This window comes from Streptomyces sp. NPDC005728, from assembly GCF_040630895.1.
Taxonomy (GTDB): domain Bacteria; phylum Actinomycetota; class Actinomycetes; order Streptomycetales; family Streptomycetaceae; genus Streptomyces.
Window position 1 is genome coordinate 111,446 of the sequence record NZ_JBEXYL010000010.1, and the last position, 16,348, is coordinate 127,793.

Annotated in this window: 14 protein-coding genes and 1 pseudogene; 4 read left to right on the top strand and 11 right to left on the bottom strand. The window is 72.3% G+C overall.

All coding sequences use genetic code 11. The features are described 5' to 3' along the window. Positions 1-38: 38 nt before the first annotated feature. Together ABZ471_RS10330 and bldG are read right to left on the bottom strand one after the other, a co-directional pair. Complete coding sequence (locus ABZ471_RS10330; RefSeq protein WP_359064524.1) at positions 39-476, bottom strand: ATP-binding protein; 438 nt, start codon at positions 474-476, stop codon at positions 39-41. A 157-nt stretch (positions 477-633) separates the two neighbouring features. Further along, a complete protein-coding gene (bldG, locus tag ABZ471_RS10335; protein WP_010986038.1) occupies positions 634-975 on the bottom strand; it encodes an anti-sigma factor antagonist BldG in 342 nt (113 codons plus the stop codon). Between the two features lie 82 nt (positions 976-1,057). On the opposite strand from bldG, the gene ABZ471_RS10340 reads away from it, so the two are divergent. Continuing rightward, complete coding sequence (locus tag ABZ471_RS10340; protein WP_359064526.1) at positions 1,058-3,580, top strand: DEAD/DEAH box helicase; 2,523 nt, start codon at positions 1,058-1,060, stop codon at positions 3,578-3,580. A 74-nt stretch (positions 3,581-3,654) separates the two neighbouring features. Here the strand turns inward: ABZ471_RS10340 and ABZ471_RS10345 are convergent. From ABZ471_RS10345 to ssd, 7 genes and pseudogenes are all read right to left on the bottom strand, one after another. Continuing rightward, a pseudogene (locus ABZ471_RS10345) lies at positions 3,655-4,002 on the bottom strand (Rv3654c family TadE-like protein); the annotation flags it as partial. Further along, positions 3,999-4,364 (bottom strand): TadE family type IV pilus minor pilin, encoded by a 366-nt coding sequence (locus ABZ471_RS10350; RefSeq protein ID WP_359064528.1) that lies wholly within the window; start codon positions 4,362-4,364, stop codon positions 3,999-4,001. The gene ABZ471_RS10350 and the pseudogene ABZ471_RS10345, both read right to left, overlap by 4 nt. 22 nt (positions 4,365-4,386) lie before the next feature. Continuing rightward, complete coding sequence (locus ABZ471_RS10355; RefSeq protein WP_359064530.1) at positions 4,387-4,587, bottom strand: DUF4244 domain-containing protein; 201 nt, start codon at positions 4,585-4,587, stop codon at positions 4,387-4,389. A gap of 100 nt (positions 4,588-4,687) precedes the next feature. Further along, on the bottom strand, positions 4,688-5,473 hold the full coding sequence (locus ABZ471_RS10360; RefSeq protein WP_359064532.1) for a type II secretion system F family protein: 786 nt from the start codon (positions 5,471-5,473) through the stop codon (positions 4,688-4,690). Next, positions 5,470-6,321: a type II secretion system F family protein gene (locus ABZ471_RS10365; protein WP_359064597.1), complete on the bottom strand. Its 852-nt coding sequence runs from the start codon at positions 6,319-6,321 to the stop codon at positions 5,470-5,472. Before ABZ471_RS10365 ends, ABZ471_RS10360 begins: the two co-directional genes overlap by 4 nt. A 1-nt stretch (position 6,322) precedes the next feature. After that, on the bottom strand, positions 6,323-7,528 hold the full coding sequence (locus ABZ471_RS10370; RefSeq protein ID WP_359064534.1) for a TadA family conjugal transfer-associated ATPase: 1,206 nt from the start codon (positions 7,526-7,528) through the stop codon (positions 6,323-6,325). Further along, a complete protein-coding gene (gene ssd, locus ABZ471_RS10375) occupies positions 7,525-8,631 on the bottom strand; it encodes a septum site-determining protein Ssd (RefSeq protein ID WP_359064536.1) in 1,107 nt (368 codons plus the stop codon). The genes ABZ471_RS10370 and ssd overlap by 4 nt, the downstream gene beginning before the upstream one ends. 582 nt (positions 8,632-9,213) lie before the next feature. Here ssd and ABZ471_RS10380 point away from each other — a divergent pair. Beyond that, positions 9,214-10,047, top strand: coding sequence for an HAD-IB family hydrolase (locus ABZ471_RS10380; RefSeq protein ID WP_359064538.1), 834 nt, complete (start codon positions 9,214-9,216; stop codon positions 10,045-10,047). Positions 10,048-10,376: 329 nt separating this feature from the next. On the opposite strand, the gene ABZ471_RS10385 is transcribed toward ABZ471_RS10380, so the two are convergent. Next, positions 10,377-11,201, bottom strand: a complete 825-nt coding sequence (locus ABZ471_RS10385; protein ID WP_359064540.1) for an oxidoreductase — start codon at positions 11,199-11,201, stop codon at positions 10,377-10,379. Positions 11,202-11,347: 146 nt separating this feature from the next. Between ABZ471_RS10385 and ABZ471_RS10390 the strand changes: the two genes are divergently transcribed. Then, positions 11,348-12,328 (top strand): ATP-binding protein, encoded by a 981-nt coding sequence (locus tag ABZ471_RS10390; protein ID WP_359064542.1) that lies wholly within the window; start codon positions 11,348-11,350, stop codon positions 12,326-12,328. 2 nt (positions 12,329-12,330) lie between these two features. Here ABZ471_RS10390 and ABZ471_RS10395 read toward each other — a convergent pair whose 3' ends face one another. Beyond that, positions 12,331-13,596 (bottom strand): hypothetical protein, encoded by a 1,266-nt coding sequence (locus ABZ471_RS10395; RefSeq protein ID WP_359064544.1) that lies wholly within the window; start codon positions 13,594-13,596, stop codon positions 12,331-12,333. A gap of 336 nt (positions 13,597-13,932) precedes the next feature. Here ABZ471_RS10395 and ABZ471_RS10400 point away from each other — a divergent pair, with 336 nt between their 5' ends. Further along, complete coding sequence (locus ABZ471_RS10400; RefSeq protein WP_359064546.1) at positions 13,933-16,254, top strand: SulP family inorganic anion transporter; 2,322 nt, start codon at positions 13,933-13,935, stop codon at positions 16,252-16,254. The last annotated feature ends 94 nt before the right edge of the window (positions 16,255-16,348 follow it).

The following is a 16,348-nucleotide window of genomic DNA, read 5'->3' on the forward strand; positions in this document are numbered from 1 at the left end:
CTGCTCAGCAGGGCCCTTCGGTGCACTGTGCGCGGGGTTCAGGCGAGTGCGGCGGCCGGCGGGGCGGTGGGCCAGCTCATGCGGATCAGCCCCCCGTTCGCGCCCGTGGTGACCTCCACGTCGTCCACGAGGCCGCTGATGACCGCGAGGCCCATCTCGTCCTCCTCGGCCTCCACGTCCGCGTCCGCGGCGGCTCCGCCGGCCACCCGCTCGGCGGCGACGGCGTGCGGGGCCTCGTCGCCGACCTCGATGGAGAACTGCTTCTCGTCCTCGATCAGCGCCACCTTCACGGGTGCCGTGATGGCGTTGCTCTGGTGCAGTCCGACGGCACGCGAGCAGGCCTCGCCCACGGCGAGCCGGACCTCGTCCAGGACGGCCTCGTCCACTCCGGCCCTGCGCGCCACCGCTGCCGCCACCAGCCGGGCGGTCCGGACGTGCTCGGGCAGCGCGCTGAAGCGGAGTTCGACGGTGGCCATGCATCCCCCTCGCGACTACGGGCGTGCGGTTCGGAGGCGGGACTGCCGAAAGCCCGCACCCCCTGATGAACTTCTGGGCCCCGGACGAACCGGCCCGGGGCGGGGCCGACCGGTGTCCGGACCGGTGGACGGTCCGGACACGGCGACCGGCCCGGGGTCAGTCGGTGGCCGCCACCGCTTCCTCGACCGAGGTGTGGATCGGGAACACCTTGGTGAGGCCGGTGATACGGAAGATCTTCAGAATGCGCTCCTGGTTGCAGACCAGGCGCAGCGAGCCCTCATGGGCACGCACCCGCTTCAGGCCTCCGACCAGCACGCCGAGCCCGGTGGAGTCGAGGAAGTCCACGCCCTCCATGTCGACGACGAGGTGGAAATTCCCGTCGTTCACCAGCTCGACCAGCTGCTCGCGCAGCTTGGGCGCGGTGTATACATCGATTTCGCCACCGACCTCGACGACCGTACGATCGCCGACGGTACGGGTCGACAGGGACAGGTCCACGGATCCTCCAGCACCTTGCTATCGAGCGGTCGCCCCTCGGGACACCTCGGCTTGCGGCCCCCAAGACGCATCGCCAGCCGCGATGGCATTCAATCACTTACCGGCAGGCGTGCACGACGCCTTGGCCCCATTGTCCGTCACGCCGGTGACACACTCGGTGCCAATGGCCAAGAATCACCGATCCGATCGACCCCTGGCAGACCCGGCATCGCGCCCGTCTCCGGGCATCGTCCTGGACCGGCTCGCCTCGGGACCGAGCCGCTCCGCGCGCATCACTCATACGGAGCACTTGCCCCCGCGAGAGGGTCGGCATGCCGTCTGGCCTGATCGGATTCGCTCGGAAGTGATCGCGGCCGTACAGGCGCGCGGCATCGAGCACCCGTGGGCCCACCAGGCGCGGGCCGCCGAGCACGCCCTGGACGGCGACTCGGTGGTCGTCGCCACCGGCACCGCCTCGGGCAAGTCCCTCGCCTACCTCATGCCGGTCCTCTCGGCCCTCCTGGACGGCTCCGAAGCCCCCAACGGCCGTGGCGCCACCGCCCTCTACCTCGCCCCCACCAAGGCGCTCGCGGCAGACCAGTGCCGGTCGGTGAAGGAACTTTCACAACCTCTGGGCTCCGGCGTACGCCCAGCCGTGTACGACGGCGACACCCCGTTCGAGGAACGCGAGTGGATCCGCCAGTACGCGAACTACGTCCTCACCAACCCCGACATGCTGCACCGCGGCATATTGCCCTCACACGCCCGCTGGTCCTCCTTCCTGAAGGCGCTCAAGTACGTCGTCATCGACGAGTGCCACACCTACCGGGGCGTCTTCGGCTCGCACGTCGCCCAGGTACTGCGCCGACTGCGCCGCCTGTGCGTCCGCTACGGGACCTCGCCCGTCTTCCTGCTCGCCTCCGCGACCGCCGCCGAACCCGCCGTCGCCGCCCGCCGGCTGACCGGCCTGCCGGTGGTCGAGGTCGCCGACGACGCCTCCCCGCGCGGAGAACTCGTCTTCGCCCTCTGGGAGCCCCCGCTCACCGAGCTGCACGGCGAGAAGGGTGCGCCCGTTCGGCGTACCGCCACCGCCGAGACCGCCGACCTGCTCACCGACCTCACCGTGCAGGGCGTGCGCTCCGTCGCCTTCGTGCGCTCCCGGCGCGGCGCCGAGCTGATCTCGGTGATCGCTCAGGAGCGGCTGGCCGAGGTCGACCGCTCCCTGGTCGGGCGTGTCGCGGCCTACCGCGGCGGCTATCTCCCCGAGGAACGCCGTGCTCTGGAACGCGCTCTGCACTCCGGTGAGCTCCTCGGCCTCGCCGCCACGACAGCCCTGGAGCTGGGCGTGGACGTCTCCGGCCTGGACGCGGTGGTGATCGCCGGGTATCCGGGCACACGCGCCTCCCTGTGGCAGCAGGCGGGCCGCGCGGGCCGCTCCGGGCAGGGCGCCCTCGCGGTGCTGGTGGCCCGCGACGACCCGCTGGACACCTTCCTCGTCCACCATCCCGAAGCCCTGTTCGACCAGCCGGTCGAGTCCACCGTCCTCGACCCCGACAACCCCTACGTCCTCGCCCCGCACCTGTGCGCCGCCGCCGCGGAGATCCCGCTGACCGAGGAGGACCTGGACCTCTTCGGCCCCGCCTGCACGGAGCTGCTGCCGCAGCTGGAGGCCGCGAAGCTGCTGCGCCGCCGGACCAGGGCGTGGCACTGGACGCGCCGGGAGCGGGCCGCCGACCTGACTGACATCCGCGGCACCGGCGGGCGGCCGGTTCAGGTCGTCGAGGAGGGCACGGGCCGCCTGCTCGGCACGGTCGACGCGGGCGCCGCGCACTCCACGGTCCACGAGGGCGCCGTGCACCTGCACCAGGGCCGCACCTACCTGGTGCGCTCCCTCGACCTGGAGGACTCGGTCGCCCTGGTCGAGCAGGCCGACCCGCCGTACTCGACGGTCGCCCGCGACACCACGTCCATCTCCGTCCTGGAGACGGACGTCGAGGTGCCCTGGGGCACGGGCCGCCTCTGCTACGGCTCCGTCGAGGTCACCAACCAAGTGGTCTCCTTCCTCCGCAGACGACTGATCACGGGTGAAGTGCTGGGCGAGACGAAGCTCGACCTCCCTCCTCGTACGCTGCGCACGCGCGCTGTGTGGTGGACGGTCACCGAGGACCAGCTGGACGAGGCCCGGATCAACCCGGAGATCCTCGGCGGCTCCCTGCACGCAGCCGAACACGCCTCGATCGGCATGCTGCCCCTCTTCGCCACCTGCGACCGCTGGGACATCGGCGGCGTATCGGTCCCGCTCCACCCCGACACGCTCCTGCCCACGGTCTTCGTCTACGACGGCCACCCCGGCGGAGCGGGCTTCGCCGAGCGTGCCTTCCACACCGCCCGGGCCTGGCTCGCCGCCACCCGGGAGGCCATCGCCTCCTGTGAGTGCGAGTCCGGCTGCCCCTCCTGCATCCAGTCCCCCAAGTGCGGCAACGGCAACGATCCGCTGCACAAGAGGGGGGCGGTACGGCTCCTCACGGTGCTGTTGCGGGGCGCACCGCAGGAGGAGCCCGAGGAGAAGCCGGAGCACACGCGGCAAGGGAAGCCAGAGGCGGAGGGGAAGCCGGACCAGGGCTGAGCCTTGCGGCGTCCTGGGCAGGGGCGCCCAGGGCCTGTCCGGCCCTGACCCGGGAGAGCGGACGGCACGGCCCCCGCGGGTCCCGCTCTGGCCCTGACCTCCGCCGCGAACGGCCCCCGCCCCGACGTCGCCGTCACGTCCGAGGTCTCGCCCACGAGCACGCAGCGCACCAACCGAGCCCCTTGGGCGGCCGCCACCCGTTCCGCCCGGGCGCAGGCCTGCGCACCGCCCTCGGCCCAGTGGTCCGCCGCCGCGAGCGCCGCCAGATCGGCGCCGCCGGCCGCCCGGTGCCGGACGACGACAGCCTGCCCGAGGGCGAGCACGGCACCGAAAACCACGCACAGCACGGCGATCGCCCCGAGGCTCCAGACGGTGGCGGACCCGCGGTCCGAGGACCGGACGTCATGCCGACGGCACCTCATGGCCCCGCCCCCTCCCCCGCCCCCGTGGGCGTCCCTGTGCCCGCCCCGACGGCCTCCTCCGCCGCCGCCACGGCCTCCTCCCGTACCTCGAACGGCAACCCGGTCAGGACGGGCGGCTTGGCCACGACCGTCACCCGGACCCGGTCGCCCTCCCGTCCCACCGTCACCCGCGCCCCGCGCGGCGCCGCTTCCCGGGTCACCTCCACCACCGCGTCCGGCGGGTCCTGCCGTGCCGCGGCCCGGGCGCCCGTGCGGGCGGCGTCCACGCACTGGATCTGCGCCGCCACGGCGAGCAGTCCCCAGACCAGCGTCATGGTGAAAGCCACCAGCACGGACAGCACCACGGCCGACTCCGCGGTCACGAACCCCCGGTCCGCCCCTCGCTCACATCCGCGCACTGAGGGCTCGCTTCACGATGGCCTGCAGCTCCGCCTTGACCTGGCCGCTGGTGACGACCTCGTAGAGCAGCAACGCGAACCCGACCGCTGCGACGATCCCCATCGCGTATTCGGAGGTCACCATGCCCGCGTCCCTGCGGCACCGCTCCCGCAGACGCGCCCACGTCTTTCCGGCCCTGCTCGTCATCCTGAGGTTCCGCACCTCGAACTCCCTTCGTTCCAGCTCTGTTGTTCGAAATTCAGGCTGCGTTGTCCGCTATCCGAGTCACCTCTCGCTCCTCGCCCCGTCAGCCGCCGCCCCCTCCCACCACACCGCCCGCCAACCCGATCACCACGGGCAGCACGCCGATCGCGATGAAGGCGGGCAGGAAGCACAACCCCACCGGCGCGGAGACCAGCACGGCCGCCCGACGCGCCCGGGTCGTGGCGTTGCGCGCCCACTCCGCGCGCGCGTCCGAGGCGAGGCGGGCGACGGGCCCCGCCGCGGGCAGCCCCGACTCGTCGGCCCGCTCCAGCAGCCGGGCCAGCGCCCCGGCGCCGGGCAGCGCGGCCAACCGCCGCCAGGCGTCCGCCGGTTCACCGCCGAGCCGCGCCTCGGCGGCGCCCCGTGCCAGCGCGTCCCCGACAGGTCCGCCGAGGGCCTCCCCGACCGCCCGCGCGGCGATCACCGGACCGGCGCCGGCCGCGATGCAGGCCGCCAGCAGATCGGCGGCGAGCGGAAGTTGGCGGGCTGCCAGGCCTGTGTCGATCTCCTCCGCCGGACCGGCCTGCGTCTGTCGGCGCCGCCATCGCCACAGCCCCGCGGCGAGACCGAGCCCGACGACCGCGCCGGCCACCCCGCCGACCAGCGCCCACGCACCGCACGCTGCACCGGCCACGGGCCCCCACCGCCGTACCGCGCCCGCGCCCACGAAGGACGGCCGGGAGCGGGTCGGCTCCAGGGCCAGCAGTTCGGCCACCCGGCGCCGCGCCCGGCGCCGCCGCCGGGCCATGTCCAGCCGCCGGACCGTCCAGCCGAGGGCCAGCGCGACGGCCACGGAAATCCCCAGCCTGTGGACTACTTCCCCGCTCATACCGCCTCAGCTCCCCGTACGATCCGGGCCACCCACCACATTCCGGCCCCCTCGAACACCGCTCCGGCCACCAGGCAGCCCAGCCCGGCCCCGCTGTGCAGCAGCACCCTCAGCGGGTCGGCTCCCATGGCCGAGCCGAGCAGCAGCCCGAGAGCGGGCAGTGCGGCGAGCAGCAGTGCCGTCGCCCGGGCTCCCGCCAACTGGGCGCGGAGGTCGGCGCGCTGGTCCCGTTCGGCGCGCAGTGCGGCGTCCAGGCGGTCGAGGCCTGCGGCGAGTCCGGCGCCCTGGTCCACGGCCACCCGCCAGCAGGCGGCGAGCCCCAGCAGCCCCTCGGCACCCGGCTGCCGGGCCGCGACGGCCAGCGCGCCCGGCACGTCCCCGCCGAACCGTGCCGCCGCGACCACGGCCGGCTGTGCGTCCCCCAGCCCGCCGGAGTCCCGCGCGGCCCGCAGCAGCGCCTCACCGGGTTGCCGTCCCGCACGGACCTCCCCGGCGAGCGCCCCGCACAGGCCGATCACCGCGTCCGCGCACCTCTCCCGGGCACGCCTGGCCCGGCGGGCCAGCCGCATCCGGCGCAGCACCGGCACCCCGGCCGCCCCCGCGACGGCCGGAATCACCGAGGCACCCAGCAGCGCGAGCAGCAGCCCGGCCGCGAGCGACCACCATTCGGCACCCAACCGGCCACGCAGCCGCCGCAGTTCATCGACGGCCTGCTCCCAGGAGGGCGGCCCGGTCGTCACCACTCCGCCGCCGGCCAGCAACAGGCGCGCCCGCCGCATCCCGTAGTGCCGTCCGCCCAGCAGCCAGGCCGCGGCCCCGGCACAGGCCACCGCCGCGCCCAGGGACATCTCAGTGCTCACTTCCGTCACTCCTCTCGCTCCCGAACTCACCGCGCAGCAGATCCCGCAGCCGCTCCCAGCCACGCTCCCGGGCGAAGGCCCGCGCGCCCCACCGCAGTGCCGGCACGGTCCGCACCAGCCCCGACGAATCCCGTTCCAGCACATGCACCTCGGCGATGCGGCGCCGTCCGGACCGGTCCCGTACGAGGTGGAGGACCACCGCGAGCGCGGCCGCCAACTGGCTGTGCAGCGCCGCCCGGTCGAGTCCGGCCGCCGTGCCGAGCGCTTCCAGGCGGGCCGGTACGTCAGCGGCCGTGTTGGCGTGCACGGTGCCGCAGCCGCCCTCGTGACCGGTGTTGAGCGCGGCCAGCAGATGCACCACCTCGGGGCCGCGCACCTCGCCCACGACCAGCCGGTCGGGCCGCATCCGCAACGCCTGCCGGACGAGGTCCTCCAGGGTGACCAGACCGGCGCCCTCCTGGTTCGCCGGCCGGGTCTCCAGCCGTACGACGTGCGGGTGTTCCGGTCTCAGCTCCGCCGAGTCCTCGGCGAGCACGATCCGTTCGCCGGGCCCGACGAGGCCGAGCAGGGCGCTCAGCAGGGTCGTCTTGCCGCTGCCGGTGCCGCCGCTGACGAGGAAGGACAGCCGGGCCGCCAGCAGCGCCCGCAGGATCCGGTCCCCGCCCGGCGGCACGGTGCCCGCCTCGATCAGTTCCTCCAGCGTGAACGCCCGCGGTCGCACCACCCGCAGGGACAGGCAGGTGCAGCCGACGGCCACCGGGGGCAGCACGGCGTGCAGCCGGGTCCCGTCGGGCAGCCGGGCGTCCGCCCAGGGCCGCGCGTCGTCCAGCCGGCGTCCGGCCACGGCGGCCAGCCGCTGCGCGAGGCGTCGTACGGCCGCCGCGTCGGGGAAGGTCACCTGGGTCGGCTCCAGGCCGCCGCCGCGATCCACCCACACCCGGTCCGGGGCAGACACGAGGACGTCGGTGACGCTCGGGTCGGCGAGCAACGGCTCCAGGGGGCCGGCGCCGACGAGTTCGGACCGCAACTGCTCGGCGGCGCCGAGGACTTCGGCGTCGCCCAGCACCCGGCCCTGCTCACGCAGCGCCTGGGCCACGCGCGCGGGTGTGGGTTCGGCACCGCTCTCGGCCAGCCGGCGCCGGACCCCGTCGAGCAGAGCCACGCCGTCGGCCCGGTCGAAGCCGGGGAGCGTCATCGCGCGCCTCCCGCCTCGACCAGGGCCTGCTCCCAGAAGGTGGTGCAGAAGCGGGCCAAGGGGCCGCGTCCCGTCGCGGCGGGCGGTTTCGCGCTCCCGTGCGGGCGCAACAGCCCCGGTTCCACGGGCACCGCGCCGGCCAGGGGAAGGCCGAGCAGCCGAGCCACCTCGCGATCGTCCAGGCCGGGCGCGTAAGGCCCCCGGACCGCCACGCGCAGGTCCCGTACGACCATGCCGACCGCCGAGGCCACCCGGCCTGCGGCCGCGACCGCGCGCAGTTCGGCCGGGACGACCAGGAGCGCCAGGTCGAGCTGGGCGAGGGCCTCGCCGACCCCCTCGTCCAGGCGGCGCGGGAGGTCGACCACGACTGTGCCGCCGCGCCGCCTGGCCGCGGCGAGCACCGCGCGCACGGCCTGGGGCGGGATCGCGACGCAGTCGCCGCGGTCCCAGCTGAGCACCCGCAGCGAGTGCAGCTCGGGCAGCGACTCCTCCAGGGCGCCGCCGCCGACCCGGCCGCGCGAGGCGGCGAAGGCGGGCCAGCGCAGCCCCTCGGCGCTCTCGCCGCCGAGGAGTACGTCGAGTCCGCCACCCAGCGGATCGGCGTCCACGAGGAGGGTGCGCAGTCCCTCGCGCGCGGAGGTGACGGCGAGCGCGCAGGCCAGCGTGGACGAGCCGGCCCCGCCCCGGCCGCCGATCACCCCGACGGTGAGAGCCGGCCGGCCGACGCCCTCGGCGACGTCCGCGATCCGGTCCACCAGCCACTGCTCGCCGTCGGGCAGCATCAGGACATGGTCGGCGCCGATCTGGACGGCGCGTTTCCACACGCCGGAGTCGTCCTGGTCACGGCCGACCAGCACCACTCCGCGCCGTCGCGTGGCCCCGCGCATCCGGCGGGCGGCGTCGTCCCCGACGAGGACGAGCGGGGCGGCTTCCCAGCCACCCCCGTGGTCCGGTGGGCCGTGATGGACCTCCGGCGTGGCGCCCGCGGCCGCGCACAGGCGCAGCAGATCGTCGAGGAGTTCGGCGTCCTCGGTGACGATGAGCGGGCGTCCCGGCCGGCCTCCGGTGGCGGGCGGCGGGTCATGGGTGACGGTTCCGGTCACGTGTGGTCCCCCTTCGCTGTGTGTTCCGCGCAGCCCCGGCGGCCACGCGATTCCCAAAGATGTGAAGAACCGGCAAACGGCCTCCATATGAACGGCCGATAGGAACCGGCCATACGCGCCTCGGCAATGGGAACCGGCCATGAACTCGCCGCGGTCGGAGCGCGCTGGAATCACGGTGCAGCGAACGGGAAAACCGTGTGGATCTTGGTCGAAAACCGTGGACAACTCAGCGGCTGTGAATATCGCCGTCACCCATACCGGTGACCCCTGTACTGACCCGTGCGCGACTTCCACAGAGCAATCCAGAGATTACGGCGAGTAACTAATCATGCGCATGACGAAAGGGCGGCCTGTGCCGCCCACGTACGGCCTCGCGACCGTTGAAGAAGCAAGAAAACCCACCCGGACATGCGACGACCCCCGCCGGGGGGGAGAGCGGGGGTCGTCCCCACGGCCGACTCGGGGGGGGAGGAGTCGGACCGGGTTAGCACGGTCGCGAACGATCCGTGACTTCCATGGTGTACCCGAGAGCCCTCTCAGGCAAACCCACGCGCCCCACCTTACGCCGAATGGTGGGCGCCTATGCTCAGGGGCGTGGAAAACCACTCCTTGCCCCGCGCAGCAGCCTTCTTTGACCTGGACAAGACGGTCATTGCGAAGTCGAGCACGCTCACCTTCAGCAAGTCGTTCTACCAGGGTGGTCTGATCAACCGAAGGGCCGCACTGCGTACCGCATATGCCCAGTTCGTCTTCCTGGTCGGCGGCCTGGACCACGATCAGATGGAGCGCATGCGCGAGTACCTGTCCGCGCTGTGCCGCGGCTGGAACGTCCAGCAGGTGAAGGAGATCGTCGCCGAGACCCTGCACGACCTGATCGACCCGATCATCTACGACGAGGCCGCCTCCCTGATCGAGGGACACCACGCGGCCGGCCGCGACGTCGTGATCGTGTCCACCTCGGGAGCGGAGGTGGTCGAGCCGATCGGCGAGCTGCTCGGCGCCGACCGCGTCGTGGCCACGCGCATGATCGTCGGTGAGGACGGCTGCTTCACCGGGGAGGTGGAGTACTACGCCTACGGCCCGACCAAGGCCGAGGCGATCCGGGAGCTGGCCGCGTCCGAGGGGTACGACCTCGACCGCTGCTACGCCTACAGCGACTCGGCGACCGACCTGCCCATGCTCCAGACGGTCGGGCACCCGCACGCCGTGAACCCGGACCGCGCACTGCGCCGCGAGGCACTCGCGCGCGGGTGGCCGATCCTGGCGTTTCGCCGTCCGGTACGGCTCAAGCAGAGACTGCCCACGCTCTCCGTACCGCCCCGCCCGGCCCTCGTCGCGGCGGCGGCCATCGGAGCGGCGGCCGCCACGGCCGGCCTCGTCTGGTACGCCAGCCGGCGCCGCACCCCCGCCTCCTGACCGATTCACCCCCGTTTGATCCTGAAAGTAAAGAAGTGCAGGTAAGGGTTCCGCTTGCTCGCTGCTTGCAGTACAAAGGAATCAACGGCCCGCGAGACCAGAGGACATCCGAGAGGATTCCCTACCACTACGCAGTTGGCCCACGGACCTTGCATGCAAATCGGGCACCCACGCGACGTCGACCCGTCGAATACGGGCCAGCCGCACCAGGTGACGGGCAAAGCACCCGACCTGATGGGCAACACATCGAGGACGCTTGGTAACCGGGTGAACATGCCAGCGGCGGTACGAGAACTCGTACCGCCGCAACCCGTGTCCGGGGAGTTCTCTCAGGCCGCCCCACGCTGCAGCGCCTCGCACACCGCGGTGGACTCGCGTACGCCCAGCTCCACGGCCCGGCCGCAGTGGGCGATCCAGGCCGCCATGCCCTCGGGGGTGCCGGAGAGGTATCCGTCCAGCGCGGCGAGGTAGGCGGCGCGGCCCAGTTCGGCGTGGCCCACCTCGGCCGGGCAGACCGCCTTCGGGTCGAGACCGCTGCCGATCAGGACGATCCGCTCGGCCGCGCGCGCGACCAGGCCGTTGTGCGAGGTGAACGGCCGCAGCGCGAGCAGCTCACCGTGCACCACGGAGGCCGTCACCAGTGCGGGCGCGGAGGTCCCCGTGATGATCAGGTCCGCCAGACCCTCCAGCCGGCCGGACACCTCCTGGGCGTCCGGCAGCGACAGCTCGATCAGCGGCTCGTCGACCGCCTCGCCCGCCTGGCGCGGTCGGCCGACCTCCTCACTCTGGTCCGCGGCGGCCACCAGATGCAGCCGGGCCAGCACCCGGAGGGGCGCCTGCCGCCAGATGGACAGCAGCTGACCCGCCTCGGCCGTCAGCCGCAGCGCCGCACCCATGACGCGCGCCTCGGGGTCGACACTGAAGTCCGTGCGCCGCCGTACTTCCTCCAGGGCCCAGTCGGCGCCGGACAGCGCCGCCGAGCCGCGGGCGCCGCGCAGCGCGGCCTCGGACGTGATCTCGTTGCTGCGGCGCCGCATGACCCGGTGCCCGTAGACGCGGTCCACGGCCTTGCGCACGGACTCCACGGACTCGGCCACGCCGGGCAGCGAGCCCAGGGCCGCAAGCGGATCGGCGGTCGCGCCTGTCGTACTCATGAGTACGACACTACGCGCCCGCCCTTCACCCGATCGCCGCCCCCCAACGAGCTTCGCGCCCCTTTTGACCGCCCGACCCCACGAAGGAGTGGTCTTCTTCACTCCGACTGACACATACAGCTATCGCCTGACTACCCTTGGTGAACATGAAAATTGCTTTCGTCGGGAAGGGCGGCAGCGGCAAGACCACGCTCTCCTCCCTCTTCATTCGCCACCTCGTGGCCGCCGGCGCCCCGGTCGTCGCCATCGACGCGGACATCAACCAGCACCTCGGCCCCGCGCTCGGCCTCGACGAGGCGGAGGCGGCCGCACTGCCCGCACTGGGCGAACGGCTCTCGCTGATCAAGGACCACCTCCGCGGCTCCAACCCGCGCATCGCCTCCGCCGCGACGATGATCAAGACGACCCCGCCCGGCGAGGGCTCGCGGCTGGTCCGGGTACGGGAGCCCAACCCGGTGTACGACGCCTGCGCGCGTCCGGTGGAACTCGACGGCGGCGCCGCCCGTTTGATGGTCACCGGCCCCTTCACGGACGCCGACCTGGGGGTCGCCTGCTACCACTCCAAGACGGGAGCGGTGGAGCTGCTCCTGAACCACCTCGTCGACGGCCCCGACGAGTACGTCGTGGTCGACATGACGGCGGGTTCGGACTCCTTCGCCTCCGGCATGTTCACCCGCTTCGACATGACGTTCCTCGTCGCCGAACCGACCCGGAAGGGGGTCTCCGTCTACCGCCAGTACAAGGAGTACGCCCGCGACTTCGGCGTCGCCCTGAAGGTCGTCGGCAACAAGGTCCAGGCGCAGGACGACGTCGACTTCCTCCGCGCAGAGGTCGGGGACGACCTGCTCGTGACGGTCGGGCACTCGGACTGGGTGCGCGCCATGGAGAAGGGCCGCCCGCCCCGGTTCGACCTCCTGGAGGAGGCCAACGCCCGTGCCCTGCGCACCCTTCGGGCGGCCGCCGACGCCACGTACGAGCTGCGCGACTGGGAACGCTACACGCGCCAGATGGTGCACTTCCACCTGAAGAACGCCGAGGCGTGGGGCAACGAGCGCACCGGGGCCGACCTGGCGGCGCAGGTCGACCCCGGGTTCGTGCTCGGCGAGGGCGTGGCAACTCCCGTCTGACTCTACTGCTTGACGGCCGGCGCCCCGGGGACTCCCTTCGGTGCCGGGGCCGGGCGGCCGGAGAGGAAGGACGCCCAGCCCTGCCGGGGCGCCTCGCCCACCTCCAGGGTGCGCAGTTTCGCCAGCGTCTGCGGATCCTGGGCGTCCAGCCAGTCGACGAGCTGGTGGAAGGAGACACAGCGCACCTCGGGCTTGTTGCACACCTCCTTCACCACCTCGTCGATGGCGCGCATGTACGTGCCGCCGTTCCAGGACTCGAAGTGGTTGCCGATGATCAGGGGCGCGCGGTTGCCGTCGTAGGCCCGGTAGAAGCCCTTGAGCAGGCCGTCACGCATCTGGTCGCCCCAGTAGTCGTACTTGTCGGGGTCGCCCTGGGTCTGTGTGCCGGACTGGTTGACCATGAAGTTGTAGTCCATGGTCAACTGCTCGTAGCTGTGCCCGGGGAAGGGGACCAGCTGCATCGAGACGTCCCACAGACCTTCCCTCTTCTTGGGCCAGACCTGGTCGTTGACTCCGCTCGAGTCGTAGCGGAAGCCCAGCTGTCGGGCCGCCTTCATGAAGTTCTTCTGCCCTTCCAGGCAAGGGGTTCGGGCGCCGATCAGCTCCTTGTCGTAGTCGAAGGGCAGCGGGGCCGCGTTCTTCATGCCGGTGTTGCTCTTCCAGCTCTCCACGAACCGCTTGGCCTGGGCGATCTCGCTCTTCCACTCCTTGACCGACCATTCGCCGACCCCACCGTCCGGGCCGCAGAAGTGGCCGTTGAAGTGGGTGCCGATCTCGTTGCCCTCCAGCCAGGCCAGCCGCACCTGCTTGAGGGTGTCTGCGATGCCCTGCTCGTCGTTGAAGCCGATCTCCGAGCTGCCGGGCGAGTGTTGCGGCGGCCGGTAGAGGTCGCGTTTCTCCTCCGGCAGCATGTACACGCCGCTGAGGAAGTACGTCATCGTCGCGTGGTTCTCCTTGGAGACCTTGCGGAAGTGGGAGAACAGCTTCTGGCTGTCCTCACCCGCGCCGTCCCAGGAGAACACCACGAACTGCGGGGGCTTTTCACCGGGCTTGAGCCGCTCGGGGCTGGGCAGGTGCGGCTGCGCACCGGTGAACGCGGTGGATCCGTCGCCGATCAGACGGAGCACGCTGTTGGGCGCCGGTGCTCCCTGCTGCGGGCCGGACGTCCCTTGCTTCGAGCCGTTGGAGCCGGTCGCGCAACCGGTGAGTGACGCGGCACAGGCCGTGGCGACCATGGCACCGACGGCGATCCTTGGGGTGGCGGCCATATTTCCGCCCACCTTCTTCCTTCTCTCAGGCACACGCCGGTGAAGGCGTTTTCTGGTGGTCTGCCGGTTATCTGCCGACAGCGCCGCCAAGGTCGCATGGGGCCGAGAAGGAATTAATACGACAAGCCGATGAAATGCCTGCTTCACTCACCGGGGTGACCTAATGCGCCATTTGCCCCGAAAAGCTATGCATGATCTTTACGCTGCATTACGGTTCATTTACTAAGCGTTGATTTCATCCCGCCACTGCACGCCGTGACCCCATGGCCGCGACCGAGTCCCTGCCCCCGCGGGGAACCACCCGCCGCGACCGCGCCACCCGGAGGAGACGGGACCATGTCAGCCTGCGCACCCTCTCGAACCCAGCACCCCCACCCGCCGCACAGCCCCCCACCAACCCAGAGCCGCCGCTTCCGCTTCGCGGGCGCGGATCTGTCCGCATCCATCGCGGTGTTCCTGATCGCCCTGCCCCTGTCCCTCGGCATCGCGCTCGCCACCGGCGCCCCGCTCCAGGCCGGCCTGGTCGCCGCCGCCGTCGGCGGACTCGTCGCCGGACGGCTCGGCGGCTGCCCGTTGCAGGTCAGCGGTCCCGCCGCCGGACTCACGGTGGTCACCGCCGACTTGATCCATCACTACGGCTGGCAGGCCACCTGCGGCATCACCGTCCTCGCCGGACTCACCCAACTCGGCCTGGGCTGCCTGCGCGTGGCCCGCGGCGCTCTCGCGGTCAGCCCGGCCGTGGTGCACGGCATGCTCGCCGGCATCGGCGTCACCATCGCCGTCGCCCAGCTGCACATCGTCCTCGGTGGCAGCCCGGACAGTTCCGTCCTCGCCAACCTGCGGGCCCTGCCCGCCCAGTTGGCCGACCTGCATCCGGCCGCAGTGTCGATGAGCGCGCTGACCCTGACCCTGCTGTTCGCCTGGCCGCGCATCCCCGGCCGGACGGGCCGCATGCTGCGCAAGGTCCCGGCCGCCCTGGTCGCCGTCGCCGGGGCGACCACCACCGCCGCACTGATCGGGCTGACCCTGCCCCGGGTCGACCTGCCGTCCTGGAGCAGCCACGCCCTGGCCGGGCTGCCCGAGGGACCGGCACTCGGCATCGCCGCCGCCGTGCTCACCACCACGCTGGTGTGCAGTGTGCAGTCGCTGCTGGGCGCGGTCGCCGTGGACAAGCTGGTCGCCGGCCGGCCCGGGCCCCAGGCCCACCTCGGACGCTCGGACCTAGACCGCGAGCTGCTCGGCCAGGGCGCCGCCAACATCGTGTCCGGAGCGCTCGGTGGGCTGCCGGTCGCAGGGGTGGCCGTGCGGAGTTCGGCAAATGTGAATTCCGGTGCCGTGAGCCGGAACTCCACGATGCTGCACGGCGTTTTCGTAGCAGTCGCCGCGCTGCTGATGGTCCCGCGCCTGGAGCAGATCCCGCTCGCCTCGCTCGCCGCCCTGGTGATGGCCGTCGGCATCCAGATGGTGTCCCTGCACCACATCCGCACGGTGACCCGCCACCGTGAAGTGCTGGTGTACGCCGCCACCACACTCGGCGTGGTGTTCCTCGGCGTCCTGGGGGGTGTGGCCCTCGGGGTCGCCGTGGCGGTCGCCCTCGCCCTGCACCGCCTCACCCACACCCGTATCACGCACGAAGAGGAGGGAGGAGTCCATCACGTACAGGTACGCGGACAGCTGACGTTTCTCGCGGTGCCCCGGCTCAGCAGGGCCCTGCATCTCGTACCCCAAGGCGCCCACGCCGTCGTGGAGTTGGACGGGTCGTTCATGGACCACGCGGCGTACGAGTCACTGCAGGACTGGCAGAGCGCCCACACCGCGCGGGGCGGCTCCGCCGAGCTGGCGGGCCGGCGCACCGGAGTCCGGACCGCCGACCCGGCTCCGTCCGCCGTGTGCCGGTGCCGGCCCTGGACGCCCTGGCGCAACCACCGGGACTGCTTCGCCGGGCCTCCCTCGGCCCCCGCCGCCCCGGCAGACCATGAACTGGCCCGTGGTGTCAGCTCGTTCCAGCGCAACACCGCCCCACTGGTGCGGGCGGAGCTGGCGCGGCTCGCGCGGGAGGGGCAGCGGCCCTCGCAGCTCTTCCTCACCTGTGCCGATTCCCGGCTCGTCACGTCGATGATCACCGCCAGTGGTCCCGGCGACCTGTTCGTCGTCCGCAACGTCGGCAACCTGGTGCCGCCGCCGGGCGAGGAGCACGGCGACGACTCGGTGGCGGCCGCCATCGAGTACGCGGTGGAGGTGCTCGGGGTGCGGTCCGTCACGGTGTGCGGGCACTCCGGGTGCGGGGCGATGCAGGCCCTGCTGACCGCCGAGCCCGGGGGCGCGGTGACCCCGCTGAAGCGGTGGCTCAGGCACGGGCTGCCGAGCGTGGCACTGATGGCAGGGGATCGTGGCGCCTGGCCCCGGCTGGCCGGCCGGGCGCCCGCCGACGCGGTGGAGCAGCTGTGCCTGACCAACGTGGTCCAGCAACTGGAGCACCTGCGCGCGCACGACTCGGTCGCGCGGGCGCTGGCGGCCGGTGCGCTGGAGCTGCACGGGATGTACTTCCACGTGGGCGAGGCGCAGGTCTATCTACTCGGCGGGACCAGGAACCGGGAGGTGTTCGAGGACGTGAGAGAGGACGGTAGAGCAGCCGCGGAAGAGCACAGTCCGGCGTGAACGGCGAACACGGGAATAGGTCTAAACCAATTTTGCCGTCGGCCCTTGTCATCGGCCCCCGGTGTCTGATGAGCTGTGGCCTGGGACACAACGG